The 25787-nt window shown below is 70.7% G+C and carries 26 protein-coding genes and 1 riboswitch; of the genes, 13 read left to right on the plus strand and 13 right to left on the minus strand.

All coding sequences use genetic code 11. The features are described 5' to 3' along the window. Positions 1-238: 238 nt before the first annotated feature. The 3 genes from ACFWZ5_RS10765 to ACFWZ5_RS10775 all read right to left on the minus strand — a co-directional run bounded on the left by ACFWZ5_RS10765 (position 239) and on the right by ACFWZ5_RS10775 (position 2447). Positions 239-655, minus strand: coding sequence for a DUF3040 domain-containing protein (locus ACFWZ5_RS10765; RefSeq protein WP_384800116.1), 417 nt, complete (start codon positions 653-655; stop codon positions 239-241). A gap of 303 nt (positions 656-958) precedes the next feature. Further along, positions 959-1801 (minus strand): methyltransferase, encoded by an 843-nt coding sequence (locus tag ACFWZ5_RS10770; protein ID WP_384800118.1) that lies wholly within the window; start codon positions 1799-1801, stop codon positions 959-961. Between the two features lie 118 nt (positions 1802-1919). Then, positions 1920-2447 (minus strand): SAV_6107 family HEPN domain-containing protein, encoded by a 528-nt coding sequence (locus ACFWZ5_RS10775; protein ID WP_384800121.1) that lies wholly within the window; start codon positions 2445-2447, stop codon positions 1920-1922. Between the two features lie 272 nt (positions 2448-2719). Between ACFWZ5_RS10775 and ACFWZ5_RS10780 the strand changes: the two genes are divergently transcribed. The 3 genes from ACFWZ5_RS10780 to ACFWZ5_RS10790 are packed head-to-tail and all read left to right on the plus strand — an operon-like array spanning position 2720 to position 6217. Next, entirely contained in the window at positions 2720-3502 is a 783-nt protein-coding gene (locus ACFWZ5_RS10780) for an ATP-binding cassette domain-containing protein (RefSeq protein WP_384800124.1), read from the plus strand. Continuing rightward, positions 3474-5558: a YhgE/Pip family protein gene (locus ACFWZ5_RS10785; protein ID WP_384800127.1), complete on the plus strand. Its 2085-nt coding sequence runs from the start codon at positions 3474-3476 to the stop codon at positions 5556-5558. The genes ACFWZ5_RS10780 and ACFWZ5_RS10785 overlap by 29 nt, the downstream gene beginning before the upstream one ends. Before the next feature lie 29 nt (positions 5559-5587). After that, a complete protein-coding gene (locus ACFWZ5_RS10790; protein ID WP_384800131.1) occupies positions 5588-6217 on the plus strand; it encodes a TetR/AcrR family transcriptional regulator in 630 nt (209 codons plus the stop codon). A 981-nt stretch (positions 6218-7198) separates the two neighbouring features. Here ACFWZ5_RS10790 and ACFWZ5_RS10795 read toward each other — a convergent pair. Beyond that, positions 7199-7954 carry an XRE family transcriptional regulator gene (locus tag ACFWZ5_RS10795; RefSeq protein ID WP_384800166.1) on the minus strand — a complete coding sequence of 252 codons (756 nt, stop codon included), beginning with the start codon at positions 7952-7954 and terminating at the stop codon, positions 7199-7201. A gap of 113 nt (positions 7955-8067) precedes the next feature. On the opposite strand from ACFWZ5_RS10795, the gene ACFWZ5_RS10800 reads away from it, so the two are divergent. Both ACFWZ5_RS10800 and ACFWZ5_RS10805 read left to right on the plus strand, forming a co-directional pair. Next, positions 8068-8274 carry a hypothetical protein gene (locus ACFWZ5_RS10800; RefSeq protein ID WP_384800134.1) on the plus strand — a complete coding sequence of 69 codons (207 nt, stop codon included), beginning with the start codon at positions 8068-8070 and terminating at the stop codon, positions 8272-8274. A 188-nt stretch (positions 8275-8462) separates the two neighbouring features. Then, the gene (locus ACFWZ5_RS10805; RefSeq protein ID WP_384800137.1) at positions 8463-8966 is read left to right on the plus strand and encodes a glycine-rich domain-containing protein; all 504 of its coding nucleotides are present in this window, start codon (positions 8463-8465) and stop codon (positions 8964-8966) included. A 417-nt stretch (positions 8967-9383) separates the two neighbouring features. Here ACFWZ5_RS10805 and ACFWZ5_RS10810 read toward each other — a convergent pair whose 3' ends face one another. The 4 genes from ACFWZ5_RS10810 to ACFWZ5_RS10825 all read right to left on the minus strand — a co-directional run bounded on the left by ACFWZ5_RS10810 (position 9384) and on the right by ACFWZ5_RS10825 (position 12227). Then, positions 9384-9968: a recombinase family protein gene (locus tag ACFWZ5_RS10810; protein ID WP_384800140.1), complete on the minus strand. Its 585-nt coding sequence runs from the start codon at positions 9966-9968 to the stop codon at positions 9384-9386. A gap of 747 nt (positions 9969-10715) precedes the next feature. Then, complete coding sequence (locus ACFWZ5_RS10815; RefSeq protein ID WP_384800143.1) at positions 10716-10874, minus strand: hypothetical protein; 159 nt, start codon at positions 10872-10874, stop codon at positions 10716-10718. Between the two features lie 670 nt (positions 10875-11544). Continuing rightward, positions 11545-11781, minus strand: coding sequence for a hypothetical protein (locus ACFWZ5_RS10820; protein WP_384800146.1), 237 nt, complete (start codon positions 11779-11781; stop codon positions 11545-11547). A gap of 287 nt (positions 11782-12068) precedes the next feature. Continuing rightward, positions 12069-12227: a helix-turn-helix domain-containing protein gene (locus ACFWZ5_RS10825; RefSeq protein WP_384800169.1), complete on the minus strand. Its 159-nt coding sequence runs from the start codon at positions 12225-12227 to the stop codon at positions 12069-12071. A gap of 144 nt (positions 12228-12371) precedes the next feature. Between ACFWZ5_RS10825 and ACFWZ5_RS10830 the strand changes: the two genes are divergently transcribed. The 4 genes from ACFWZ5_RS10830 (at position 12372) to ACFWZ5_RS10845 (ending at position 16389) form a co-directional block, all read left to right on the plus strand. Further along, positions 12372-12977 carry a hypothetical protein gene (locus tag ACFWZ5_RS10830; protein WP_384800149.1) on the plus strand — a complete coding sequence of 202 codons (606 nt, stop codon included), beginning with the start codon at positions 12372-12374 and terminating at the stop codon, positions 12975-12977. 8 nt (positions 12978-12985) lie between these two features. Next, on the plus strand, positions 12986-14143 hold the full coding sequence (locus ACFWZ5_RS10835) for a tyrosine-type recombinase/integrase (RefSeq protein WP_384800152.1): 1158 nt from the start codon (positions 12986-12988) through the stop codon (positions 14141-14143). Between the two features lie 72 nt (positions 14144-14215). Next, the gene (locus ACFWZ5_RS10840; protein WP_384800155.1) at positions 14216-14830 is read left to right on the plus strand and encodes a DUF4126 domain-containing protein; all 615 of its coding nucleotides are present in this window, start codon (positions 14216-14218) and stop codon (positions 14828-14830) included. A gap of 59 nt (positions 14831-14889) precedes the next feature. Further along, positions 14890-16389, plus strand: a complete 1500-nt coding sequence (locus tag ACFWZ5_RS10845) for a phytoene desaturase family protein (protein ID WP_384800158.1) — start codon at positions 14890-14892, stop codon at positions 16387-16389. Between the two features lie 72 nt (positions 16390-16461). On the opposite strand, the gene ACFWZ5_RS10850 is transcribed toward ACFWZ5_RS10845, so the two are convergent. From ACFWZ5_RS10850 to ACFWZ5_RS10870, 5 genes are all read right to left on the minus strand, one after another. Beyond that, a complete protein-coding gene (locus ACFWZ5_RS10850) occupies positions 16462-17352 on the minus strand; it encodes a hypothetical protein (protein WP_384800161.1) in 891 nt (296 codons plus the stop codon). A 46-nt stretch (positions 17353-17398) separates the two neighbouring features. Beyond that, a complete protein-coding gene (metF, locus tag ACFWZ5_RS10855) occupies positions 17399-18319 on the minus strand; it encodes a methylenetetrahydrofolate reductase [NAD(P)H] (RefSeq protein ID WP_384800164.1) in 921 nt (306 codons plus the stop codon). A gap of 199 nt (positions 18320-18518) precedes the next feature. Continuing rightward, on the minus strand, positions 18519-19181 hold the full coding sequence (thiE, locus tag ACFWZ5_RS10860; RefSeq protein ID WP_384890634.1) for a thiamine phosphate synthase: 663 nt from the start codon (positions 19179-19181) through the stop codon (positions 18519-18521). Between the two features lie 73 nt (positions 19182-19254). Next, positions 19255-19620 carry an Rv2175c family DNA-binding protein gene (locus ACFWZ5_RS10865; RefSeq protein WP_384890637.1) on the minus strand — a complete coding sequence of 122 codons (366 nt, stop codon included), beginning with the start codon at positions 19618-19620 and terminating at the stop codon, positions 19255-19257. A gap of 225 nt (positions 19621-19845) precedes the next feature. Next, positions 19846-21012, minus strand: a complete 1167-nt coding sequence (locus ACFWZ5_RS10870; protein WP_384805774.1) for an NAD(P)/FAD-dependent oxidoreductase — start codon at positions 21010-21012, stop codon at positions 19846-19848. A 142-nt stretch (positions 21013-21154) separates the two neighbouring features. Beyond that, positions 21155-21267: riboswitch (TPP riboswitch) on the plus strand. Between ACFWZ5_RS10870 and thiO the strand changes: the two genes are divergently transcribed. From thiO to pknB, 4 genes are all read left to right on the plus strand, one after another. Continuing rightward, positions 21265-22518, plus strand: a complete 1254-nt coding sequence (gene thiO, locus ACFWZ5_RS10875) for a glycine oxidase ThiO (protein ID WP_384805766.1) — start codon at positions 21265-21267, stop codon at positions 22516-22518. It overlaps the preceding riboswitch by 3 nt. Next, on the plus strand, positions 22515-22736 hold the full coding sequence (gene thiS, locus ACFWZ5_RS10880; RefSeq protein ID WP_384805768.1) for a sulfur carrier protein ThiS: 222 nt from the start codon (positions 22515-22517) through the stop codon (positions 22734-22736). Before thiO ends, thiS begins: the two co-directional genes overlap by 4 nt. A 5-nt stretch (positions 22737-22741) precedes the next feature. Beyond that, the gene (locus tag ACFWZ5_RS10885; protein WP_384805770.1) at positions 22742-23536 is read left to right on the plus strand and encodes a thiazole synthase; all 795 of its coding nucleotides are present in this window, start codon (positions 22742-22744) and stop codon (positions 23534-23536) included. 171 nt (positions 23537-23707) lie between these two features. Continuing rightward, positions 23708-25717 carry a Stk1 family PASTA domain-containing Ser/Thr kinase gene (gene pknB / locus ACFWZ5_RS10890; protein ID WP_384805772.1) on the plus strand — a complete coding sequence of 670 codons (2010 nt, stop codon included), beginning with the start codon at positions 23708-23710 and terminating at the stop codon, positions 25715-25717. Positions 25718-25787: the final 70 nt, after the last annotated feature.

Consider the following 25787-nt stretch of genomic DNA (forward strand, 5'->3'; position numbering starts at 1 on the left):
GGGCGCTTCTCGACCCGTTCCCTGGGCCTCCTCCACCCGATTTCGAGCCTCCCCGGACGGGTCTCGGGGATCTCCGTGGACGCGCGTGGGCGACCTCCACGGACGGGTTTCGGGGGCCGCGGCAGCCCGGGAGCGTGTGCGAGTGCACACATGGGCGCAAACGACTGAGGCCCGGCGCGCGGGGCGTCCGGGCCTCAGGAAGGCAAGGGAGAAGTCAGGCGCGACGGGCGGCCGGGGGCTACTGCCCGCCCTGCTGCTCGTCCCGGCGGCGCTGCCAGCGCTGCTCGATGCGGTCCATCATGGAACGTCGCTGCTTGGGCTGATGCCGACGGCCGGGCGGTGCACCGGGTCCGGTGGCCGCACCGGGGGTCTGCTCACCCGGCTTGGGCGCTTTGCGCCATCCGGTGACGGCGAGCACCGCGCACCCCAGCATGACGAGGAAGCCCACGACGCTCACCCAGATCAGCTGGGCGACCATTCCGGCCATGAGAAGGGCAATGCCCACCAGGAAGCCCGCGACCGCTTGGTAGACCCGCTTCCGGGTGTACGTACGCAGCCCGCTTCCCTCAAGCGCTGTCGCGAACTTGGGATCTTCGGCGTACAGCGCTCGCTCCATTTGCTCGAGCATGCGCTGCTCGTGCTCCGAGAGCGGCACGGAGTCCTCCTCATCGTGCAGTCGCCGGGGCGACCGGGGGGTCCCCTTCAGGATAGGCAGGGAATCGCCCCCGTGAAACCCGCCCCTCTGCGCCAACTTCGCCAAACCGGACCGCCAGGTCGCTCCGGCTCGCTGAAGCCTGCATTCCCCAGCGGCCGGTCCGTCATGCCGGACGGTGTGCCTCGATCATACGGCGCCCGTAGCCCGTTCGGGGGGCCTGTGGCGTACTCCATGTGCGGCTGCGCCGCTGATCAGCGACCCAGTCCCGCCCCGTGCACGCGCCCCGGGCGGACCCGGCACCCCTCAGGCCCCGCCCGCCTCAGGCGTCTCACCGAGCACGTGCAGCTGGGTGGCGACGGAGTGGAACGCGGGGAGCTCGGCGGCCGCGGCCTCCAGCTTCAGGAGCGCCTCCAGGGCACCGGGCTCGGTGTCGACGAGGACGCCGGGGACCAGGTCGGCGAAGACGCGCACGCCGTGCACGGCGCCGACGCGCAGGCCCGCGCCCTCGGCGAGCTCCGTGAGCTGCTCTGCGGTGAAGCGCCGGGGCACGGGGTCACCCTCGCCCCAGCGCCCCGCCGGGTCGTCGAGGGCGTGCCTGGCCTCGGTGAAGTGCCCGGCGAGCGCCCTGGCGAGGACGGCGCCGCCCAGGCCCGCGGCGAGCAGGCTCACGACGCCGCCGGGGCGCAGCGCGCCGACCACGTTGCGCACGCCCTCGGCCGGGTCGTCCACGTACTCCAGGACGCCGTGGCAGAGCACGGCGTCGTAGCCGCCGCGCTCGACCACGTCGAAGAGGCCGTGCGCGTCGCCCTGGACGCCGCGCACGCGGTCGGCGACGCCGGCCTCGGCGGCGCGGCGCTCCAGGGCGAACAGCGCGTTCGGGCTGGGGTCGACGACGGTGACGCGGTGGCCGAGGCGGGCGACGGGCACCGCGAAGTTGCCGCTGCCGCCGCCGGTGTCCAGGACGTCGAGCGCGTGCGGGCCGCCCGGGTCGGCCGCCGCGGCCTTGACCCGGCGGTCGAGGGCGTCCTTGAGGACGTCCCAGACCACGGCGGTACGCAGAGAGGCGCGCGGACGAGGGGGGTCGGAGCGCAGCGACGCCGTGTGCGGGTGCTGGGGGGAGGCGGGTGGGCGCATCGGGTCCGACACGGCAGTTGACTCCTCGGCGCGGCTCCGCCTGCATGTCGGCGGGCCTTTCGGGTGCGGGCGCTCCCAACCCTAATAGGAACCCAAGAGACCGTTCGCCAGCGGCTCTGCGGGGTGCGCCTCAGCCCGCGTCCGGCGGCTCCTGGCGCGGCTGGGGCAGGACCGGCTGGAGGACGAGCATGCGCTCGACCAGGCGCAGGAACATCGCCACGTCGCGCAGCAGGTCGTCGGCGTCGCGGCTGGTGGCCGCGCCCCGTATCCCCGCTTCTGCGCGGGCCCTGCGGGCGGCTCCGGAGGCGAACAGGGCGCTCCACTCGGTCAGCTCGGGCGCTATCTCGGGGAGGACTTCCCAGGCGCTGCGGATGCGCTGCCTGCGGCGCGGGACGGGATCAGGGCGGCCGCGGGCGGCGAGGACCGCGGCGGCGGTGCGCAGGGCGGCGAGGTGGGCCGTGGCATAGCGCTCGTTCGACGTCTCCAGGCGGGCGGCCTCATCGAGTCCGGCGCGGGCCTGGGCGAGCAGTTCGAGGGCGGCGGGCGGGGCCGTGGTCCGGCGGAGCACGGGGTGGACGTCGCTCGCCGGGCCGGTCAGTGAGGGGGCAGGGCCGGTGGAACGGCGCCGGTGTGCGGCTGCTGCGTGAGTCCTGGCCATGACGAACCTCCTGTCGTCTGTGTGACGGCGCAGTGGCCGTATGTGCCCATCGTGGAGTACGCCACTGACAATCGGCGCTGACCTGGGCCTTTGCCTCGATCGCGGGTTCGGGCTAACTTTTGTACTGACTAGTCAGTTCAAAAACTGCCCGCCCGACGGCACACGCGGCGAAGCGCACGGCGACACCTGCGACGGCACGCACGACGACACGCACGGCGACGGCACGCACGACCGACGGGCACGGGCGACGAACGGACGACGAGGAGGGGACCGTGGACGGTCCGCACGGCGCCGCGGTCAGCGCGGCGGACTTCGGGCTCAAGGGACCGCGGGGCTGGGTGTTCCGCGGCGTCGGCATCGCGGCGGAGCCCGGCTCGCTCATCGCGGTCGAGGGTCCTTCCGGGTCGGGCAGGACCTGTCTGCTGCTCGCGCTCACCGGACGGATGCGGGCCACCGAGGGCACGGCGTCCATCGGCAGGCACCGGCTGCCGAAGCAGCTGGCCGCCGTACGCCGGATCAGCGCCCTCGGCCCCGTGCCCGGCGTCACCGACCTCGACCCCGCCCTCACCGTGGCCGAGCACCTGCGCGAACGCGCGCTCCTGGAGCGCCGGTACGAGGGCTCGCTGCGCGCCCTGCTGCGGCCGCGCGCCGAGCGGGCCACCGAGTCCCGGCTGCGGATCGACACGGCGCTGCGGGCCGCCGGACTCGACGTCGAGGCACTGCCCAAGGGCTCCCGCACCTCCGTACGCGACCTGGAGCGGCTCGAAGCGCTGCGGCTCTCCGTGGCGCTCGCCCTGATCGGCCGGCCCCGGCTGCTGGGCGTCGACGACACCGACCTCAAGCTCTCGGACGCCGAACGCGAGGCCGCCTGGGACCTGTTGAGGTCCATCGCCGCGAGCGGGACGACCGTGGTGGCCGTGTGCAGCACGGCTCCGGAGGGCGCGGTGGTCGTACCCACCGCCCCGCGCGCGGGCGCCGACGCACGGGACGCACAGGACGTACGCGACGACGACAAGGAGACGGCGGATGCGGTCGCCGAAGCTGGCCGCGCTTGAGCTCAAGCGCTTCGGCAGGGGCAGGCTCCCGCGCGCGGCACTGGTCGCGCTGCTGCTGCTCCCCCTGCTGTACGGCGCGCTGTACCTGTGGTCCTTCTGGGATCCGTACGGCCGCCTCGACCGGATACCCGTGGCGCTCGTCAACGACGACCGGGGCGCGAGTGTCGACGGCAGGAAGCTCGCCGCGGGCGACGGGATCGCCGGACGGCTCCTGGACAGCAAGACCTTCGACTGGCACGAGGTGAGCGCCGCCGAGGCGCGCAAGGGCGTCGAGGACGGCACGTACTACCTGTCCCTCACCATGCCGCCGGACTTCAGCGCGCGCGTCGCGTCGAGTTCGGGGGCCTCTCCGGAGACGGGCGCCCTCCAGGTGCGCACGAACGACGCCAACAACTACATCGTCGGGCAGATCTCCCGCACCGTGTTCGCCGAGGTGCGCTCGGCCGCGTCCACGAAGGCCTCGCGCACCTTCCTCGACAGGATCTTCATCTCGTTCTCCGACATCCACGGGCAGACGGAGAAGGCCGCCAAGGGCGCCGACCGGCTCAAGGGCGGCATCGGGAAGGCGAAGAAGGGCTCCGAGGACCTCGTCGACGGCCTGAAGAGCGCCAAGGCGGGCAGCGGCAGGCTCGCCGGAGGCATCAAGAAGCTGCACACCGGGGCGGGCGACCTGGAGACCGGCGCACGCCGGGTCGCGGACGGCACCCAGAAGCTCGCCGACCGCGTCAACGGCGGGGCGGCCAAGGTGCGGCCCTACCTGAAGGACAACGGCAAGACCCTCGGGGACACCGCACAGCTCGTCGCCGACTCCTCCAAGGCGGTGCGCCACAACCTGGACACCCTCGTGGAGAAGGCTCCCAAGGCGGCCACGGACGCCAAGGAGGCCTCCGCCGCCCTGAACGGCCTCTACGTAGAGCGCTGCGAGAAGCTCCCGGACGCCGACCCGTGGTGCCCGCAGCTGAAGAAGGCCAAGGAGACGGCGGCCGACGTCGCGGTCATCGCGGCGGACGTCGACACGCTCGTCGAGGACCAGAACGGCGACCTGAAGAAGCTCGACACCAACCTCGCCCAGCTCCAGAAGAAGGCCCAGGGCCTCGCCGACCGCGCGCCGCACCTGGACGAGGACCTGGACAGGACCGTCCGGGACGTCAACGCGCTGAACAAGGGCGCCGGAGAGGTCGCCAAGGGCGCCAAGAAGCTCCACAAGGGCCTCGGCACCGCCAAGACCGGCTCCTCGGACCTGGACACGGGCGTGGGCAGGCTGAAGACGGGCGCGACGGACCTCGACGGCGGCATGTTCAAGCTGGCCGACGGCTCCCAGGACCTCGCCGGCGGCCTGCACGACGGCGCCGAGAAGATCCCCGACTACGACAAGAAGGACCGCGACCGGCGCACGGACGTCATGGCCGACCCCGTGCGGCTCGCCTCCAAGGCGCTGCACAAGGCGCCCAACTACGGCACCGGTTTCGCCCCGTACTTCATCCCGCTGTCCCTGTGGGTCGGCGCGATGGTGGCGTACATGCTGATCCAGCCGCTCAACCGGCGCGCGCTCGCCGCGGGCGCCTCCGCGGGGCGGATCGCGCTCGCGGGCTGGCTGCCCGTCGCCGCCCTCGGCGTGCTCCAGGTCGTGGCCCTGATGTCGGTCCTGCACTGGCGGCTCGGCCTCCAGATGGACCGCGCGGCCGGGACGGTCGGCTTCCTCGCCCTGGTGACCGGCTGCTTCGCCGCGATCGTGCAGTGGCTCAACGCGCGCTTCGGAGCGGCGGGGCGGATCCTCGTCCTCGCCGTCCTGATGCTCCAGCTGACGTCGGCGGGCGGCACGTACCCCGTGCAGACGAGCCCGGGCTTCTTCCAGGCGATCCACCCCTACCTGCCGATGAGTTACGTCGTCGAGGCGCTGCGCAGGCTCATCACCGGCGGCGGCCTCGGGCCCGTCTGGCAGGCGTGCGCGGTCCTGGTGGGCTTCACCGCGGGCGCCCTCGCGCTCACCGCCGTCTCCGCGCGCCGCAAGCAGGTGTGGACACTCGACCGGCTGCACCCGGAGCTGAGCCTGTGAACGCCCCGAAACCTGTGAAAATCAGTCCCATGGGAAGTAGCGCAAGCAGCGCAAGCAGCACGCGGCGCGAGGCCACCCGGCAGAAGCTGTACGAGGCCGCCGTCACGCTCATCGCGGAACAGGGGTTCTCCGCCACGACAGTTGACGAGATCGCCGAACGGGCAGGAGTAGCGAAAGGCACGGTCTACTACAACTTCGCCAGCAAATCGGTCCTCTTCGAAGAGCTGCTGCGCCACGGCGTCGGACTGCTCACCGCGTCCCTCCAGGAGGCCGCCGAGGCCGCGTCCCTGGACGGCGGCAGCAAGGTCGACGCCCTGGACGCGATGATCCGCGCGGGTCTCGTCTTCATCGACCGCTACCCGGCCTTCACACAGCTGTACGTCGCCGAGCTGTGGCGCACCAACCGCGCCTGGCAGTCCACGCTCATGGTCGTCAGGCAGCAGGCCGTCGCCGTCGTCGAGAACGTGCTGCGCGCGGGCGTCGAGAACGGCGAGCTGAGCGACGAGATCGACATCCCCCTGACGGCCGCCGCGCTCGTCGGGATGGTCCTGGTGGCCGCGCTCGACTGGCAGTCCTTCCAGCCGGAGCGCTCCCTCGACGACGTCCACGCGGCGCTGTCCCGGCTGCTCCAGGGGAGGGTGAGCGGCAGCGGGGGCTGAGCCGCCCGAGGAGTCACCCGACCGGACGCAGTACCGCACCCGGTACCGAACGCGGAATCCCCCACAGCCACAGCGCCGCACACGGCCGTCGCACGGCGCCGGTCCGGCACGCCTGGAAGCCCCCAGGCGCACCGGACCGGCGCTTACTGCGTTCCCCCGTGCGACCCCCGTGGTCGTCCCCCGGTCGCCCCCGTTCCTCGCTCCCGCGCGGGCGGGAGGAGCGGTCAAGGGCGCCGCCCGTTCCGCCGCCCCGTGTCGGCGGTGCCGGTGCCGCGCCCTTCTCCGTGCCTCCACTCTCCCGTCCGCGCAGGTCGAGCCCCATCCGCGCGCGTACTCATCTCCATCACTAGGTACGGATACTCAGGCCTGGTCACTCATGCGCAGGCCGGAACGTGCCCTACTGGTTACGATCACGTCCGTGTCCGTACTCCCCCTGGGTATGACCAGTTGGGGAGGCGGGGGCTTATACACTCCAAGCGGCGCATAGCCAAATATGCAGGTCAGACAGCAAACGGCCCGGCCGCTCTTCGGAGCGTTCCGGGCCGTTTTCGTGCCGTTGTGGGCACCGTGCTGATTCGGTGCTGACCACTCAGACCGTGCGACGGCCTCTCTCATCTGCACTGCGGGAGCGCGCTACCCGTAATACGTGTCCGTGTACTCCGGCCCGTACGATCCGGGCTCGCAACCTTGATCTCGATCAGGCGAGCCGCCATGGCTGATGACGAATCCATAGCCCTGCGGGAGGGTGCACCCCTTGTCAGTCCAACTGCCAGCCATGGCGGTCCAGACGATGAGCAGCAACAGCACTGCGACGATCTTCTGATTACGAGTGGGGCGCCATCCACGCCCGGTGTCTGACATGCGCGCGAGTGTGACGTGGGCGCTGTTCGACTCGTGCGGGAATGACGAGTGCGTGACCCGATCGACGGACGGTGGCCAACCGGCCTTTACAGGCCACGCGAGGGATGCAACAGAGGGCAGTCACTGAGTGACGGGCACTGCCCGCGACCACAGTTCCTCAGCGTGCTCGGCGAATCGGTCGAACATCCCTCCGTCGCCCTGTCGACGCAGATGCAACAAGGGCGAGTCGTGGCCTACGAGACGTGCTAGATGAGGCGTCACGAGGGCTTCGTGGTCGAAGCGGAACACGGACAGGGACACGTGGTTCACGGCGTCCTCAGCGGCACTGAACCGCGCCTCCAGGCCGTCGAGGCCTCCCAGCTTGTCCAGCTCGCCGAGGGTGATCCTGATGCGCGTCGACACGTTCAAGGTGACGTCTTCGATGGCCTCGCGCTGACGCGTCACGTCTCCCTCCGGGTCCCCCAGCAGGAAGCGCACCCGACACCCCGCACTCGTCTTGCGTCGTAGCGTCTCGGTGAAGGCGGGCACCTGAGTGAAGAAGAAGTAGTTCGTAAAGCCTGCCAGGAAGATGTCACTCGTGGCTGAGTCGATCAGCTCAGCCCACACAGTCGACGGGCACGCGGATCGGTACGGGTAGCTGTTGATGATCTCTCGATCGTTCCCGGTCTTGATCCGGTCCTTCACCACTTGCGGCCACAGCATCTCTTCGTCCACTCCAAGCGCCTGTGCGGTGTCCTCACGGTTCCGTGCGTGCGGAGTCAGCTCCGCGTCTGCCAGCCATCGTTCCACTTGCTTGGCAGACACCCCGACCCGGTATGCGAGTTTGCGTGGAGACATGCCCGCGTCGTCCAGAGCGGATCGAAGCGCGACATTCACTGTCAACCCCCTGAGCATGGACGTTTGGGCCTTCTCAGACCGTAGCGCCGAAAGGCACAACTGTCCCTGACGCAGGGGGAGATACGTCCGGCCGGGGGATCCACGATCGCCCCATGAGTAGCAGCGAGGACGCAGCGTACGAACAGGCTTCGCGCGTACAGATCCGACTGTGCGCCGCTTTGGAGGCGGAGGGAATTGAGCTTCGCTCACTGCGGGTCGACACGGCCGGGGTGGTCCCTCTGATCGACCTCGGGATGGTCAACGTCGCCACCGCTGAGCGGCTGGCCAAGGCGCTGGAAGGATGCGGGGTTCCTGCATGAGCGACGACAACAAGAAGCCGAAGGGGGACCCGGGCGACTTGTCGGAGAAGGTCAAGAAGGCCAACGACCGGAGCAGAAAGGACGGAGGCCGCCGCTAGGAAGAGGCCGAAGAAGGCACTGACGTCCCAGCGGGCGCACGGCCAAGTACGGCCCGCTGGGGTGTCCCATCCAACCGGGTTGGAGGACACATGCAGGCAAGCACGGCACTGGAACCGAGTGCAACACCCGCCAGGGAGCTCATCAGCTCCCTGCAGTTCGAGGCCGTCACAGAGACGGTGATCGGCAACAACAAGGGCATGGACCCGGGGATCGCCGAGCAGATCGTGGAGGAAGCCCTCAAGTTCGTGGCTGCCTGTGCCAAGCACCCCGGCGCACGGCTGAGGCCCTCCCGAGTCGTGGATGAGGGGTGGCACGCTCTCATCCTGCACACAGCCACCTACAGGGCCCTGTGCAAGCGCCTGGGGCGGTTCATCCACCACACGCCCGAGCGGCCGGACCCGTCACGGCACAGTCCGCAAGAGCTGGGCCGCACCCAGGCACTGATCGTGAAGGCCGGGTTCGACGTCGACCGGACGCTCTGGCTCGCTCCGACCGACCCGAGCATTTCCGTGGCCGCAGAGTGCGAGCACACTCCCAAGAACTGTGCTTCGTGCTTCGACGGTGGCGGAAACGGAGACGGAAAGAGCAACTAGCTGACGCCGATGGGCCGTGGCTCCTACTCTCCAGGTGAGCGTCAGGAGGAATGTCATGGAGTGGATCAACCCCAAGTACGCGGCAGCGGTAGAACTCCTGACCAGGACACGGGTGGACGCGGCAAGCCAGGGAATGCGTCGCTGCGGGATGTGCGCAGGCTTCCGCACCAAGGCGTTCGTTGGCACTGACGGAACGCTCTACACGGTGCCCTGCGGCTGGTGCGGCACTGACGGAGTTCGACCTGACCGTCGCCGTCGGCGCGCATAGCTGGAGCAGGCCCCGGCCGTTCGTCCACCCACAGGGGCGGTGCACTACCACCACCTTGAGAGCACTAGCGAGGCCCCCGCTCATGATCGGCGGGGGCCTTGTGCCGTGTTGCTCGATCAGTCGACTCGGGCCTCACAGCGAACGGAGCATCACTCCTCGATGTGTCGGTACAGAGTCGCCCTGGATACCCCGAGAGCCTTGGCGATGGTAGTGACGCCCTCCCCCTTGGCCCTCCTGGCACGGGCGACGGCAAGCATGTCGTCTGTGATCACGGTGGGCCGTCCGCCATGGTTGCCAAGGCGTGCCGCCGCATCCAGCCCTTCCAGGGTCTTCTCCCGGATGCCTTCCCTCTCCACTTCGGCGCCGACGGCCAGGACGGCGAACACGATGGCCCCGGCACCGTTCGGGTCGTAGAGGCCCTGGAGAGGGCCGGAGAGGAGCTCTAGCTGGATGCCCTCAGTCTGAAGAGCGGATGCCAGGGTCATCAGCTCCACAGCCGATCGAGCCAGCCGCTTCATCTCATGCGCCACCAAGACCACAGCTTGATCAGGTGCTGCTCCCTTGATCTCCCGGGCCAGGGACAGGGCTTTCTCCAGCTCTAGACGGACCTTGACCCGGGTGCTGACCTTCTCGGAGAAGATCCGTTTGCAGTGGGCGCGCTCCAGCGCATCCAACTGGCTCTGTAGCTCCTGCCCGACAGTGGAGCAGCGGGCGTAGCCGATGCGGATGGCCATGCCTGTATCCGCTGGCTGGCAGATCGAGACGGGAGCGGCTTCGGTCCAGGGTTTGCCGGGGCTGCGGTCGGCTGGAGTCTTGATCTCCAGATCGGTCTTCAGGGATGGCACCAGGGTGAAGCGCCCTGTGTGGTAGCTGGTGGCTACCTTCCCGCTGGTGGTCCGGCACGGGCTTCCGGCCGGTGCGCCGCACTTCGGGCAGTCGTGACGTTCAACGAGGGCGGCCGGGGCCGTAGGCGCTGTCATGCCGTCAACGTCTCACAAAGGCGTCTCACAACAAAGGCGGAGACAAGCCGTTTTGAGACGGGTTTCGAGACGCGTCAGGCGGGGCGAAACGGGTGCGGCTCTGGCCTTGGCCCGACGTCTCACAAACGATGGTTTTTGAGACCTCTCGCGACCGTCATGAGCCGTGCGCCACGGGGGTAATTCCTCATGCCTTGGCCCCGCGAGGACCGCAGGGGAGCCGTCCGGTCACCGTGTACGGGTTTCGGAAGTTAGCTTGTTGCCTGCATCACAGCAGTGTCCAGATGTCAGCGATAGGACACGTACATTATTGATGACGGCCGGGGTTATATACCCCGGCCGACGACATCGAAAGCAGCCCCGCCCGCAGGGTGGGGACGGTAGCTCTGATCCAACCCCACCCCTGAAGGTGGGGGATGTTGATTGATGGATCTCTTCAAGTATCAGGACAGCAGAAGACCCCGGCACCGTAACGAGTGCCGGGACCTTGAGGGAGTTCCGCTACTAAGAGATGTCGGAGTTTTCTCTCTCGTCTGCGTCGATATCTTCGTCGCTGGCGACCTCGCCCTGCGCGGACGACCGTGCTGAGGACTTCTGCTTCTGCTCGTCGGCGGCCGCGAAGGGGGTCGAACGAGTGGTCGGCTGTTCCTTCTCATCTGCCATGGCGTGACTTCCTGCCTGTCAGCCTCCGCCGTGAAGTGCAGCGGAGGCGCGGAGATGACGCCGGAATGGACACGGCGCACCTTCGCCAGGCTGCTCCTGGGGCTGCCATCTGGCATCTCAGGAGTCAGGCGATGTGGTTCATCCGGGTGACGAAGTTGTCCACAGCCCAGGGATTATACACCAAGATCCATAGCAGTGCTGTTCCAGGTCGAGCTCAGGGTCTGGAGTTGGTCCTCACGGCCCGAGCTACAGCAGCTCGACGACGACAGGGCAGTCGATCGAAGCGCGGGGCGCCGTTCCTTTGCCACCTTCGCCACATCAGAGTCCGGAACTGACCAAAGCATACGTGCATCGCTTATGAGGCGAGGGGCTGCGCCCCCCGCCAGATGACTGATCAATCTAACTCCCCACCCCCTAAGGGTGGGTTGAAGTTTCCTCTCTTCAGCAGTGAAGTGCCCCCTCCCTCAAGGAGGGGAGTGTAATTACTTTCTAGACATCAAATTCACTTACTCTCCCTTAAGGGGAGGAGGATTTAACTATCCAACAATGACTACCCCTTCAAGGGGAAACAGTCTTCTATTGATATCTATATCTGGAACCGGCTGAGGATCGCCCCGCAAGGGGGGCGACCACGCTTATTCAAGAAGGGGCGTAGTGTCGCCCCTTGGTATCAAGCCGCCGAGGGGCCCGATCCGTTAACGCTCGCCTCGGCTCGCAGGCGCACCGATCGTGCCCACTCGCTGGTGGGGAACGAGCTGCCGCCCTTGCTGATGTTGTCGCACTCGGCCTCCCATCTGCGGGTCCGCTCCGGGGTTGTGAACAGCCAGTCGCCGAGCTGACCATCCCAGGGGATGTTGTGGTGGTGCGTGGCGCACTCCTCCCGCTTCCTCCCTGACGGGGCGTCCATGGAGGCAACCGTGCACGGGATGAGCAGGCAACGCGCTGAGGCCGACGGCGCGAACAGCCCCGCCCTGATCAGGCTGCATCTGGCCTGTCGGTAACGGCTCGGGCTGTAGGGGCTGCCATCGTCCTTGGCCAGGATTAGCTCCAGTTCTCCGGAGCCCAAGGGCGCGTGGCCTCCGCGTTGCATGCGGTCGACCGCCAAGAGCCACATGCGCAGTTCAAGGTGCAGGCCAGGGTCCCCGATGGAGGGGTTGTGATGCTCCGGCCGGTACATCTTGGCGAACCGATAGCTCACTCCGCCCCCTGCGCGTCCAGCCACCTGTCCAGGTCTTCCGGTCGGCATCGCAGCGCTTGGCCCACCTTGCGGAACGGAATCTCCTCCCTGCGCCAGTTCCCATAGACCCAAGAGCGCGGCTTCCCCAGGTGTGCCGCGACGTCATCCAGCGTCATGAGCTTGTGCAACGTTCCCTCCCCATGGCCATCCAGTGGGCGGCTTCTCCGCCCGTTGCTGTCCGGCTGCCTCCAGGAGTACGCGCATCAACCCACTGGGTCAACCAGGTTTGCCAAACAGGTTGGACGTGCTAGCTTCGCCTCGTGAGTGAGCAGCAAGGAGAGCAAGGCGGCCCCGTCGTCGCGCAGGAGATCGGCCCCTGGGTGGTCGAGATGCAGTGGCCGGAGGGGGTGACTCAGGGCGGGCCCGCTGCTCTCTTGGTGCGGCCTAAGGATGGGGAGAGCTGCCCCCTGGGTGGCATCAGTTCCACCGTGTTGCGTGAGATCGACTTCAAGGAAGCGGTCGAGCGGCTGCGCGCCAAGGTGGCGGTCTCTGAGATGCGGGCCCAGGTTCGCGAGGAGTACGAGGCAGGGCGTACCGAACGTCTCAGGAAGGCTCTGGCTCAGGGGGTGACGGATGAGTACCTGGCCACGCTGGCCAGTGCGTACCTCAGCTACCTGAGTGGCGGGGGCAAAGGCCCATTGGCGCACCTTGCCGAACGTGTCGGCAAAAGCGAGTCGACAGTCAAGGGTCATCTCTGGCAGGCGAGGAAGAGAGGTCTGCTCACAGGGGCCCCGGGGCGTGCTGGTGGGGCGCTCACTCGCAAGGCCTCCGAGATCCTTATCCGGGTCGTCCCGGGTGGCGAACGGATGACCATCGTCGACTCTCCGGCGGGGACGGCACAGGAGACGTCAACAGAAGAGGAGTAACGGAACCAGTGGCAACTGTCTTCCAGAAGTGCAAGAAGGCCACGGAGAACCCCTGTACCAAAGCGAGATGCGGACACGCCTGGACCGTCCGCTACAGAGAGCCGGGCGGGCGCTCCGGCCGTCAGCGGGAGAAGACGTTCCCGACGAAGAAGCAGGCCGAGGATTACGGCGTCAAGGTTGAGAACGACAAGCATGAACACGTCTACATCGACCCCGACGCAGGGAAGATCACGTGTCGCGCCTACTGGGCGGAGTACCAGGAACGGCGCCACGTGAAGGTGACGACCTCATACCGCAACGAGAAGAGCTTTGAGCGGCATCTGGCTCCCGTGATCGGCCGTAAGAGCCTGGCCAACGTGGTAGCCGCCGACATAGAGCGAATAGCGGCCACGATGAAGAGCGGCGGGCTGTCCGTGGCGACGTTCTACGCGGTTACTCGGCCCGTACAAGGCATGTTCCGACAAGCGGTCAGGGACAAGCGGATCACTGTGTCTCCCTTCGACACCGCCGTACTGCCGAAGATGCCTCCCAAGGCTGTGGACGAGACGGAGCTTCCCACCTTCGGCGACGTATCCCGCATCGCACGGGGCATGAAGCCCGAGAACGCCGTGGGCATCTGGCTCATGGCCGGGTGCGGGCTCCGCATCGGCGAGGCCATGGCCGTACGCGCCTCCGACTTCCGCACCGTTGCCGGTACCAGGGTTCTGCGCATCCGCAGGCAGGTGCAGAAGGTCAGGAACGATGCCGGGAAGCTCACCGCCGCTCTCGTCCCGCTGAAGCACCGTGAAGAGGGCGACTGGCGAGACGTGCCCGTTCCCACGCTGGTCTGGAATCACGTCCAGTGGCATGTGAAGCGGTTCGGCACGGCTGAGGACGGCCGTCTGATCCGTACCAAGGCCGGAGCGCTGGTTCACCCTGACTGGTACCGAGAAGACTGGTACAAGGCCGTTCCCCGTACCTCTGAGGGCAAGACCCGGTGGACGCCTCACGACCTGCGCCACTACTTCGCCAGCACGTGTCTCCTCAACGGGTTGCCTCTGCTGTCGGTGTCCCGGTGGCTGGGACACGCCAGCATCCAGGAGACGGCCGACACGTACGGCCATCTGACTCCGGATGCCGTAGACACGGCCGTCTCAGTGCTCGATGGCGTGCTGACTGCGGCATGATCGGAATCACCGTGCTGACTTGTGCTGACTCCGGGGTCTCCTAACCCCTGGTTTTCGCAGGTAGGAGCCACAGTGAGTGTTCTTCCCCTGGTGTTCACCAGTGGCTGGGCCAGCGGGATCAACGCCTATGCGGTGGTCCTGCTGCTCGGTGTCTTCGGAGCGACGGGGCTCTCCGACGACGTGCCCGAGTCGCTCCAGAGCCCCGGGGTGCTGATCGCCGCGGGCGTCCTGTTCGCCTGTGAGGCCGTCGCCGACAAGATTCCGTACGTCGACTCGCTGTGGGACACCGTGCACACCGTCGTCCGGCCGGCGGCCGGCGCCTGGGTGGGTGCGCTGCTCGCCGGGCAGAGCGGCTCCCTGTCGGACGTCGCGGCGGGCGCGATCGGCGGGTCGACGGCCCTGGCGAGCCACGCCGTCAAGGCGGGGACGCGGATGGCGGTGAACACCTCGCCGGAGCCGTTCAGCAACGCGATCGTGAGCACGGCGGAGGACCTCGGCGTCGGCGGGATCGTGACGTTCGCGATGTTCCATCCCGGGGCCGCGGCCGTCATCGCGGGCGTCCTGCTGATCGTCGGCCTGGTGCTGCTGCTGTTCCTCGCGTCCCGGATCCGGCGGTTCCGGCGGCGCAGGGCGCAGCGCCGCGAGGAGCGCCGCCTCGCGGCCTCGGTGGGGCGGCTGCCGGACTGAGAGGCGGTGGGACCGGGTGGCCGACGGCGCTGTCAGTGGCGGCCGATAAAGTCCCTGGCATGGCACGGATTGTGGTGATCGGCGCCGGGATGGGCGCGATGGCGGCCGCCGCCCGGCTGGCCGTCGCGGGCCACCGGGTGGTGGTGCACGAGCGGGCGACGACGTACGGCGGCGCGCTCGGCCGCGTGGAGCGGGACGGCTTCGCCTTCGACACGGGCCCGGCCCTGCTGCACCTGCCCGCGGTCTACCGCGACCTGTTCGTGAAGACGGGCAAGCAGCCCCTGGAGGACTGCGTCGAGCTGTCCCAGGTCGAGCCCGCCGTCCGCCATGTGTTCGCGGACGGCACGGCGGTCGACCTGCCGAACGCCTCGCGCGCGGGCGTGAGCGAGGCCCTGGACGCCGCCCTCGGCGCCGGGGCGGGGGCCCGCTGGTCGGGGTTCATGAACCGCGCGCGGGAGGCCTGGGACCGCACCCGCCGCCCCCTCCTGGAAGAGCCCCTGTGGCCGAACTGGCAGGTCCTCGCCGAGCGCGAGCCCTACCCCTCGGTCGCCCGGCGCCGCCTGCTGCGCCGCGAGCAGCGCGCGGCCACGCTGGCGGAGATCGGCGCGTTCGAGCTGGACGGCGAGCCCCGCCTGTGCGCGCTGCTCGGCCACTTCGCCCTGGCGCACGGCCTGGATCCGCGCACGGCCCCGGCGAGCGCCGCCGTCCTGCCGTATCTGGAGCAGACCTTCGGGACCTGGTCGGTGCGCGGCGGTATGCGCGCCCTCGCGACGGCGGTGTACGAGCGGTGTCTGGCCCGCAGGGTCGAGTTCGCCTTCGGTTCCGCGGTCACGCGGGTCGTGACGAAGGACGGCCGCGCCGCGGGCGTCGAGCTGACGGACGGAACCGTCGTGGACGCGGACTTCGTGGTGGCCGGTGTCGCGCCGGGCGCACTGGACCGCCTGCTGCCCGAAGCGGACGTACGCGCCGCCGACGAGGTCCCCCCGCAGTCCGGCCTGCCCAGCCGCCTCACCGTCCTGCTCGCCCTGCGCGGCGCCCGCCCGGAGGGCACGCCGCACCGGACGGTGCTGCACACGCCCGACCGCGAGGCCGAGCTCGACCGGATCTTCGGCGCCCGCCCCGGGCTCCCGGCGGCGTCGACGCTCACGGTGCTGCGCCCGGACGACCCGACCACCACGCCGGACGCGGACCACGAAGCCGTCACGCTGACCGCGACGGTCCCCGCGGGCACGGACGTCACCGACGCCGACGTGCGGCGCCTCGTCGACCGCGCCGGGTCCGCGCTCCCGGGCCTCGGCGACCGCCTCCTGTGGCACGAGGTCCGCACGCCCGCGGACGTCGCGGAGGCCACCGGCGCCGACGGCGGTGCGGTGCCCGCGCCGTCGCTCGCGGCGGGAGACGGCCGACGGCTGCACCCGGCCAACAGCACGCGCGTGGAAGGCCTGTTCGCGGTCGGCGGCTGGGCGCACCCGGGCGGCGGCCTGCCGCACGCGGGCATGTCCGGCACGCTGGTGGCCGGACTGATCGTGGAGGGCCCGGAGTTCCGCGGCTCCCAGTGAGCCGCGGCCCCGCCCCGGGGTCAGTACCGCCGCTGCCCTTCGGGGGCCGGTAGCGGTACTGCTCCTCGGGGGTCAGTAGCGGTACTGCTGCTCGCCGTCGTAAGGCGCGTCGTAGCCGAACACATTGCCCGGCTCCTGTGCGCCGTCGCCGCCCGCGGAGGGCGTATAGGGCGGCTGCTCGGGCAGCGGCTCGCCGCCGTACGGGGTGGTGTCGCCGGTGCGCTGGTGCGGGACCCAGACGCCGCCGGGCGGCGTGTCCTGGTAGGGCTCGCCGCCGTACGTGTCCCCTCCGTAGGGCGCGTACGCCTCCTGGGCGCCATAGGTCTGCGGGCCGATGTACGGGTCGGAGTACGCGGCGTACCGCTGCTCGCCCGTGTCGCCGTACCCGAAGTTCAGCTGCTCCTCGCCCTGCGCGCCCGGCTGGCCGTACGCGGCGGCGTAGCTGTCGAAGGCGTAGTCGTCCCCGGCCGCGGGCGGTGCGTACGGAGCGTCGCTGTACACGCCGTACTGGCCGGTGTCGTCGGGCAGGGGCTCGGGTTCGTGGGTGCCCTGGCCGGACGCCAGCGGTTCCATGGTGGTCGTCGCGTCCAGGGCGTCCGGTGCCCCCGGCTCCGCGCCGTACTCGACTCCCGAGACCTGGAGGGTCGGCTGCGCGGGCGCGGAGCCCGCCTTGCGGCGCCTGCTCGCGCCGGGCTTTTTCGCACCGGGCTTTCCACGGAGCGCCCAGCCCTGGGCGAAGCCGCGCCGGAACGACAGGGTCACATAGGTCTGCCCGGCCGCGAAGGCGACCGCGCCGAGCGCGATGACCACGACCGACGGCAGCACGACGCCGACGACCACGCCGAGGAAGCCGCCGAACGCGAGCAGCCGCCAGCGCAGCCGCGCCTTGTACTGCAGCAGCACCTCGCCGAGCAGCCACAGCGCGACCACGCCGAACGCGATGTAGAGGACCGTCCAGCCCACGTACGCCCCTCTCCCCTCGCGGCCGTCGCCCCGCGGGTACGACCGGTCAGGCCTGCTGGTGGTGCAGGCCCAGGTTCTCGTAGATCTCCAGCGTCGCCGTGGAGTTGTTCAGCGTGATGAAGTGCAGCCCCGGCACGCCCTCGGCAAGGAGCCGCGCGCAGAACTCCGTCGCGAACTCGATCCCAATGGAGCGTACAGCCGCCGGATCGTCCTTGACCGCGAGGATCCGTTCTTTGAGCTCGGGCGGGAAGTCCGCGTTGCTGAGCTGCGGAAGCCGCTCCAGCTGGCGGACGTTCGTGACGGGCATGACCTCGGGGATGATCGGCGTCTCGCAGCCGCCCGCCGCGACGCGGTCGCGCAGGCGCAGGTACTCCTCCGGGTGGAAGAACATCTGCGTGATCGCGTAGTCCGCGCCCGCGCGGCACTTGTCGATGAAGTGCCGGACGTCGGACTCCCAGTCCTCCGAGCGCGGGTGCATCGCGGGGAACGCGGCGACGCCCACGCAGAAGTCGCCGGACTCCTTGATGAGCCGGACCAGTTCGGCGGCGTAGGTCAGCCCCTCGGGGTGCTTGACCCACTCGCCCATCGGGTCGCCGGGCGGGTCGCCGCGCACCGCGAGCATGTTCCGGATGCCCGCGTCCGCGTACTGCCCGATGATGTTGCGCAGCTCGGCGACGGAGTGGTCGACGGCGGTGAGGTGGGCGACCGGCGTCAGCGTCGAGTCGGCGACGATCTGCTGCGTCTCCTTCACCGTGCCCGCGCGCGTGGAGCCGCCGGCCCCGTACGTCACGGAGACGAAGCTCGGCGCGACGGCCTCGATCCTGCGCAGCGAGTTCCACAGGTTCCGCTCGCCCTTGGGGGTCTTCGGCGCCGAGAACTCGAACGAGTACGTGGTCTTGCCGGTCGCGAGCATGTCGCGCACGGTGCGTGCGCGGTCAGTCCTGGTGGAAGCAGTGCCTAGGGCCATACCGGCAGGTTAGCCAGGCCGGGACGGTCCCCCAACCAAGCACAGGTGATATGTCCATTTAGTCGGCCCATTGTCCAGCACTCGGACACTTCCGGGTTATTGATCACACGGGTGTGCGTACGCGGGGGCGTGACGCCCTCCACGCGGCGGCCGCGGGGCCGGTGCCAGGGCCGGTGCCAGACGGCCGCAGGGCCGGTGTTCAGGCCGTACGCAGGCGCTTCGCCAGGTCCGCCGCGGCGGCGCCCGGGTCGCCGGCCTCCGTGATCGCGCGGACGACGACCACGCGGCGGGCGCCCGCTTCGAGGACCTCGTCCAGATTGCCCGCGTCGATGCCGCCGATCGCGAACCACGGGCGGTCCGTGCCGAGCGACGCGGCGTACCGGACCAGGCCGAGCCCCGGTGCGTGCCGTCCCGGCTTCGTGGGGGTCGGCCAGCACGGGCCCGTGCAGAAGTAGTCCACGCCGTCCTGGGCGGCGGCCGCCGCGGCCTCCTCCTCGGCGTGCGTGGAGCGGCCGATGAGCACGTCCGCGCCGAGGACGGCGCGGGCCGCGGGCACCGGCAGGTCGCCCTGGCCCAGGTGCAGCACGTCGGAGCCGATGGCGTGCGCGACGTCGGCGCGGTCGTTCACGGCGAGGAGCTTGCCGTGGCGGCGGCAGGCGTCGGCGAAGACCTGGAGGTGCGCCAGCTCCTCCGCCGCCTCCATGCCCTTGTCGCGCAGCTGCACGATGTCGACGCCGCCCGCGAGGACGGCGTCCAGGAACTCCGGGAGGTCCCCCTGGCGCTTGCGCGCGTCCACGCACAGGTAGAGGCGTGCGTCCGCGAGCCGGGCGCGTGCGGAGCCGCCCGCCGTTTCGGTGGCCATGGAGCGTTCCCCCCGGGTGTCGGTGGCGTACGGGCCGCGGGTGCTGCGGCCCGTACGCCGGATGGTGGTCAGGTCAGACGGCGAGCGCCTGCGCGCGGCGCTTCACCTCCGTGCCGCGATTCTCGCTCAGGGCCTGCGCCGGGGTGCCGGGCAGGGTCGGGTCGGGGGTGAAGAGCCACTCCAGGGCCTCTTCGTCGGAGAAACCATCGTCACGCAGGAGCGTCAGCGTGCCGGACAGGCCCTTGACGACTTTGTCGCCGTCGATGAAGGCCGCCGGTACCTGAAGCGTCCTGTTCTCGCCTCGGCGCACGGCGATCAGCTGGCCCTCCTTGACCAGCTGCCGCACGCGCGTCACCTCCACGTCGAGCATCTCGGCGATGTCGGGGAGGTGGAGCCAGGCGGGGACGAGAGCATCGGTCTTTGCGTCAATCTCGGTCACGGATCAAGCGTGCCATTTCTGGCCGGGGGCCGGTAGCGGGGGTGGGGGGAGGTGGGGCTTTTGGGGTGCCGTGGGGTGGGTGGGCCGGGGGTGGGACTACCTGGGCGTCTTGATTCCGGTTGCCCTGGTCGTGGGCTGCCTTTAAGGGTCGGGATCCGCCCTCTGGGCGGACCAGCCGCCCACAGCGGGGGCGGCTCGGATCGGCCGCCCACAGGGGGCGGCTGGTCAGGTCCTGATCGCCTTCTTCAGGGGGACCGTTGGGTCTGCCACCAGTTCCGGGGTCAGGGGGGTGGCTGATTCGATGAGTTTGCGGGCCTGGGTCAGGTCTCGGGGGCGGCCCACCGCCAGGAGGGCCACCAGGGCGCCGTCGCGGAGCCAGCAGGCCGACCAGGAGGGGGTCGTGGGGTCGCCGCGCCAGATCAGGTCGTCGGTGGCCGCGTGGTGGCCCGCGTACTGGACGAAGCGGCCGAACTGCTCGGACCAGAAGTACGGCACCGGGTCGTACGCCGTCGGGGTCTCGCCGACGATGTTCGCGGCGACCGTGCGCGGGCCCTGGACCGCGTTGTCCCAGTGGTGGACGAGCAGGCGCTCGCCGTACCGCCCGGACGGGAAGGAGGCGCAGTCGCCGACGGCGTACACGTCGGGCGCGGAGGTGCGCAGGTGGTCGTCGGTGACGACCTCGCGGTGGGCGCCGAGCGCGATGCCGGAGTCCGCGAGCCAGGCGGTCGCGGGCCGCGCGCCGATGCCGACGACGACGGCGCCCGCGGGCAGCCGCGTGCCGTCGTCGAGGAAGACCGCGCCGGGCTCGACCCGCGCCACGCGCGCGTGGGTGCGCAGTTCGGCACCGGCGTCCGCGTACCAGGCCGCCATGGGGGCCGCGACCTCGTCGGGCAGGGCGCCCGCGAGGGGGCGCTCGGCGGCCTCGACGACGGTGACGGCGCAGCCCGCGTCGCGCGCGGCCGTGGCGAACTCGGCGCCGATCCAGCCCGCGCCGACGACCACGACGTCGTGCTGCTCGGCGAGCACGGGGCGCAGCCGCTCGGCGTCGTCGAGGGTGCGCAGCAGATGCACTCCGGGGACGCCGTCGGAGCCGGGCAGGCGAATCGGTTCCGCGCCGGTCGCGACGACGAGGCTGTCGTACGCCACGGGCCCCGCCGCGGTGTCCACCTCGTGGTCGTCCGGGCGGACGCCGGTGACGTCGACGCCGAGCCGGAGTTCGATGCGGAGCGCCTCGAAGTCGATGTCGAAGGCGGAGCCCTCGGCCTTGCCGAGCAGCACGGCCTTGGACAGCGGCGGCCTGTCGTACGGCTGGTGCGGCTCCGCGCCGATCAGGGTGACCGCGCCCGCGAACCCCTGCTCGCGCAGCGCCACGGCCGTCTGCACCCCCGCCATCCCGGCGCCGACGATCACGACGCCCCGCCCCGACTGCACCCGCTTCTGCTGCTCGCTCACCCGATCAACTGTAGGGCGGCACCCGCCGCCCGGACACGACGGGCTTAACTCGCCGCAGGGGGACGGGCTAGGGTGGCCGGTGCAGAGCACTCGCGGGAGCCCGGACGCACCGGGCTGAGAGGGAGGCTGGACGGCCTCCGACCGTACGAACCTGATCCGGGTCATGCCGGCGAAGGGAGGGGCTGGACGCCCATGCGTTCCCGTACGGAACCACCATCTCCAGAAGGTCCGCCCAGTGACGTCCTCGTGGTCGGGGGCGGCCTCATCGGACTCGTCACCGCCTGGCGGGCCGCGCGGCGCGGCCTGACGGTCACCGTCGTCGACCCCGCACCCGGCGGCGGCGCCGCGCAGGTCGCCGCGGGCATGCTGGCCGCCGTCACCGAGCTGCACTACGGCGAGCAGACCCTGCTCGGCCTCAATCTGGCGTCCGCGCGCCGCTATCCGGACTTCGCGGCCGAGCTGACGGAGGCGAGCGGCCACGACATCGGCTACCGCGCGTGCGGCACCCTCGCCGTCGCGCTCGACGCCGACGACCGCGCCCACCTGCGCGAACTGCACGCCCTCCAGCGGCAGTCGGGCCTCGACTCGCAGTGGCTGAACGGCCGCGAGTGCCGCCGCCTCGAGCCGATGCTCGCTCCGGGGGTACGCGGCGGCCTGCGCGTCGACGGCGACCACCAGGTCGACCCGCGCAGGCTCGCGGCGGCCCTCGTGGTGGCGTGCGAGCGGGCCGGGGTGGCCTTCACGCGCGCGTGGGCACGGGGTCTCTCCGTGGTGCGGGACCGGGCCACCGGTGTCGTCCTCGACGACGGCAGCGCGCTCGCCGCCGGCCAGACGGTGCTCGCGGCGGGCAGCCTCAGCGGGCGGCTCGCGGGGGTGCCCGACGACGTCCTGCCGCCGGTGCGGCCGGTCAAGGGCCAGGTCCTGCGGCTCACGGTGCCCGAGCGGTACGCACCGTTCCTGAGCCGCACGGTGCGCGCCGTCGTCCGCGGCAGCCACGTCTACCTGGTGCCGCGCCTCAGCGGCGAGCTCGTCGTGGGCGCGACCAGCGAGGAGCTGGGCTGGGACACGACGGTCACCGCGGGCGGCGTGTACGAGCTCCTGCGCGACGCCCACGAGCTCGTACCCGGCATCACGGAACTGCCGCTCACGGAGACCCGCGCGGGCCTGCGCCCCGGCTCGCCGGACAACGCGCCGCTGCTCGGGCCCACGGCGCTGCCCGGCCTGCACCTGGCCACCGGCCACTACCGCAACGGCGTGCTCCTGACCCCGATCACCGGTGACGTCATGGCGCACGCCCTGGCCACCGGTGAACTGCCGGACGAGGCCCGCCCGTTCACGCCCGCCCGCTTCACCGCGGCCACCGCCCCGAACCCGGCGCGCCCCTCCCCGAAGCATGCGTCCCCCAAGCACCCGTCCCCGAAGCACGTCTCGGAGCTGTCCGCATGACCACGCCTTCTGCCGTCTCTGTCATCTCGGTCAACGGCGAAGCCCGTGACGTGGCCGCGGGCACCACGCTCGACGCCGTCGTCGCGGCGCTGACCGGCGCGCGTTCGGGCGTCGCGGCCGCGCTCAACGAAACCGTCGTCCCGCGCGCGCAGTGGGCCGCCACCGCGCTCCGCGACGGGGACCGCGTCGAGGTCCTCACCGCCGTCCAGGGAGGCTGACGACCATGGCGGACGACCCCCTTGTCCTCGGCGGCCTCACGCTGTCCTCACGCCTGATCATGGGGACGGGCGGCGCGCCCAGCCTCGACGTCCTCGAGCGGTCCCTGATCGCCTCCGGGACGGAGCTGACCACCGTCGCGATGCGCCGCGTCGACCCCGGCACCCACGGCTCGGTCCTCTCCGTACTCGAACGGCTCGGCATCCGTGTGCTGCCCAACACGGCGGGCTGCTTCACGGCGGGCGGGGCCGTCCTGACCGCGCGGCTCGCGCGCGAGGCACTCGGCACGGACCTGGTGAAGCTCGAAGTGATAGCCGACGAGCGCACCCTCCTGCCCGACCCCGTGGAGCTCCTCGACGCCGCGGAGACCCTCGTCGACGACGGCTTCACGGTCCTGCCGTACACGAACGACGACCCCGTCCTCGCCCGGAAGCTGGAGGACGTCGGCTGTGCGGCCGTCATGCCGCTCGGCTCCCCCATCGGCTCCGGGCTCGGCATCCGCAACCCGCACAACTTCCAGCTCATCGTGGAGCACGCGCGCGTACCGGTGATCCTGGACGCGGGCGCCGGCACGGCCTCGGACGTGGCGCTCGCCATGGAGCTGGGGTGCGCCGGGGTGATGCTCGCGTCGGCCGTGACGCGGGCGCAGGAGCCGGTCCTGATGGCGGAAGCCATGCGGCACGGGATTCTGGCGGGGCGCCTCGCCCATCTGGGTGGGCGGATTCCTCGGCGGCACTTCGCCTCGGCCTCTTCTCCTGCGGAGGGCTTGGCGGTGCTTGATCCGGAGCGGCCGGCTTTCTGAGCGGATGAGCCTCCGTGCCCGCCGCTTCGCGGCGGGGATCTCCCACCCGCGCGCCCGTACCCAGCCGTACTCCCCCGTGGTCCTCCTCCGTCGGTCACAGGTGCGCTGCAGTCCTGGCCCCGGCGCCCCCGCCAGGGCCAGGGTGTCGGTGGTGGCTCGTAGACTCCCTCCGTGGACACGACCCTCAAGGACCCCCTCGTCGGGCAGGTGCTCGACGGCCGCTATCGCGTGGACGGGCGCATCGCGGTGGGCGGGATGGCCACGGTCTACCGGGCCGTGGACACCCGCCTCGACCGCGTGCTCGCGCTCAAGGTGATGCATCCGACGCTCGCGGCCGACGCCTCGTTCGTGGAGCGCTTCATCCGCGAGGCCAAGTCGGTGGCCCGGCTCGCGCACCCGAACGTGGTGGGGGTCTTCGACCAGGGCACCGACGGCCCGTACGTGTACCTGGCGATGGAGTACATCGCCGGCTGCACCCTGCGTGACGTCCTGCGCGAGCGCGGCGCGCTGCGCCCGCGGGCCGCGCTCGACATCCTGGAGCCGGTCCTCGCCGCGCTCGGTGCCGCGCACCGCGCCGGTTTCGTGCACCGCGACATGAAGCCGGAGAACGTCCTGATAGGGGACGACGGCCGCGTCAAGGTCGCCGACTTCGGTCTCGTCCGGGCCGTGGACTCGGTGACGAACACGACGGGCACCGTCCTCGGCACCGTCTCGTACCTCGCGCCCGAGCAGATCGAGCGCGGCACGGCGGACACCCGCGTGGACGTGTACGCGTCCGGGGTCGTCCTCTACGAGATGCTGACCGGCGCCAAGCCGCACACCGGCGACTCCCCCGCGCAGGTCCTCTTCCAGCACCTGAACGAGGACGTGCCGCCGCCGTCCGCCGCCGTGCCGGGGCTCGCCTACGAGCTCGACGAGCTGGTCGCGTCGGCCACCGCCCGCATGCCCGACCTGCGCCCGCACGACGCGGTGGCGTTCCTCGCCCAGCTCCGTCAGGCGCGGTTCGCGCTGACCGACGAGCAGTTGGACGCCGTGCCGCCGCAGGCGCGCCAGTCGGAGGGCGAGGGCCACGACAACTCCGACGACCGCACGAGCGTCATTCCGCGCGCGGTGCGCTCGGTGCAGCTGCCGCTGCCCGCCGCCACGCACGAGCCGCCGCAGGGCGCCGACGCGAGCGCACAGGACGGGCTCAACCGCACCAGCGTGCTGCGTACGCCACAGCCGCCCCCGCAGCCGCCGCGGCACTCGGCCCAGGCGCCCGCGTCGCTGCGCGACCGGCTCCGGCGGCGGCTGACCGCGCGGCGCGGGATAACCACCGCGATAGCCGCCGTCCTGCTGGTCCTCGGGCTCGGAGCGGGCGTCTGGTACATCAACTCCGGCCAGTTCACGGAGGTCCCGGCGCTCCTCACCAAGACCGAGAAGGAGGCCCGCGACCGCCTCGACGACGCCGGGCTCGACGTCCGCAAGGTCAAGCGCGCCTACAGCGACACCGACAAGCGCGGCACGGTCATGGCGACGGACCCCGGCGTGGGCGACCGCATCCGGCAGAACGGCAAGGTGACGCTGACCGTGTCCCTCGGCCCGGAGACCGTGAAGGTGCCGAACCTCAAGGGCACGCCGCTGTCCGACGCGAAGGACAAGCTCGACGACCTGGGGCTCGGCGCCGGCGTGGTCACCAAGGAGTTCAGCAACGACGTCCAGAAGGGCGCAGTGATCAGCTCCGACCCGAAGCCCGGGACAGTCCGCAGGACGGGCGCGGCCGTCGCCCTCGTCGTCAGCAAGGGCGTCCGCGTCGACATGGTCGACGTCGTCGGCGAGTCCGAGTCGGACGCGCGCGACGAGCTCGAGGGGCTGGGCCTGAAGGTGCGGATCGCCTCGGAGCGGGTCTCCTCCGAGGAGGACAAGGGCAGCGTCGCGCGGCAGTCGGCCAAGGAGGACCAGCCGCTCGCCAAGGGGGACACCGTCACGCTGACGATCTCCAAGGGGCCGCCGATGGTCGAGGTGCCGGATGTCGAGGGGATGAAGGTCGGCGAGGCCAGGGACGCGCTGGAGGACGCGGGCTTCGAGGTCAAGGAGCATCGGGGGCTGCTCGGGATCTTCGGCGACACGGTGAAGGACCAGTCGGTCGACGGGGGCGATACGGCCCCCAAGGGGTCGAGGATCACGATCGAGATCCGCTGAGGTTTCGGCGCCCTGCCGGGGGCTCCCCAATCCCGCCCCTTCCCGAAACTAGGGGCTCCGCCCCTAGGAC

The organism is Streptomyces sp. NPDC059003, assembly GCF_042740445.1.
Classification (GTDB): Bacteria; Actinomycetota; Actinomycetes; order Streptomycetales; family Streptomycetaceae; genus Streptomyces.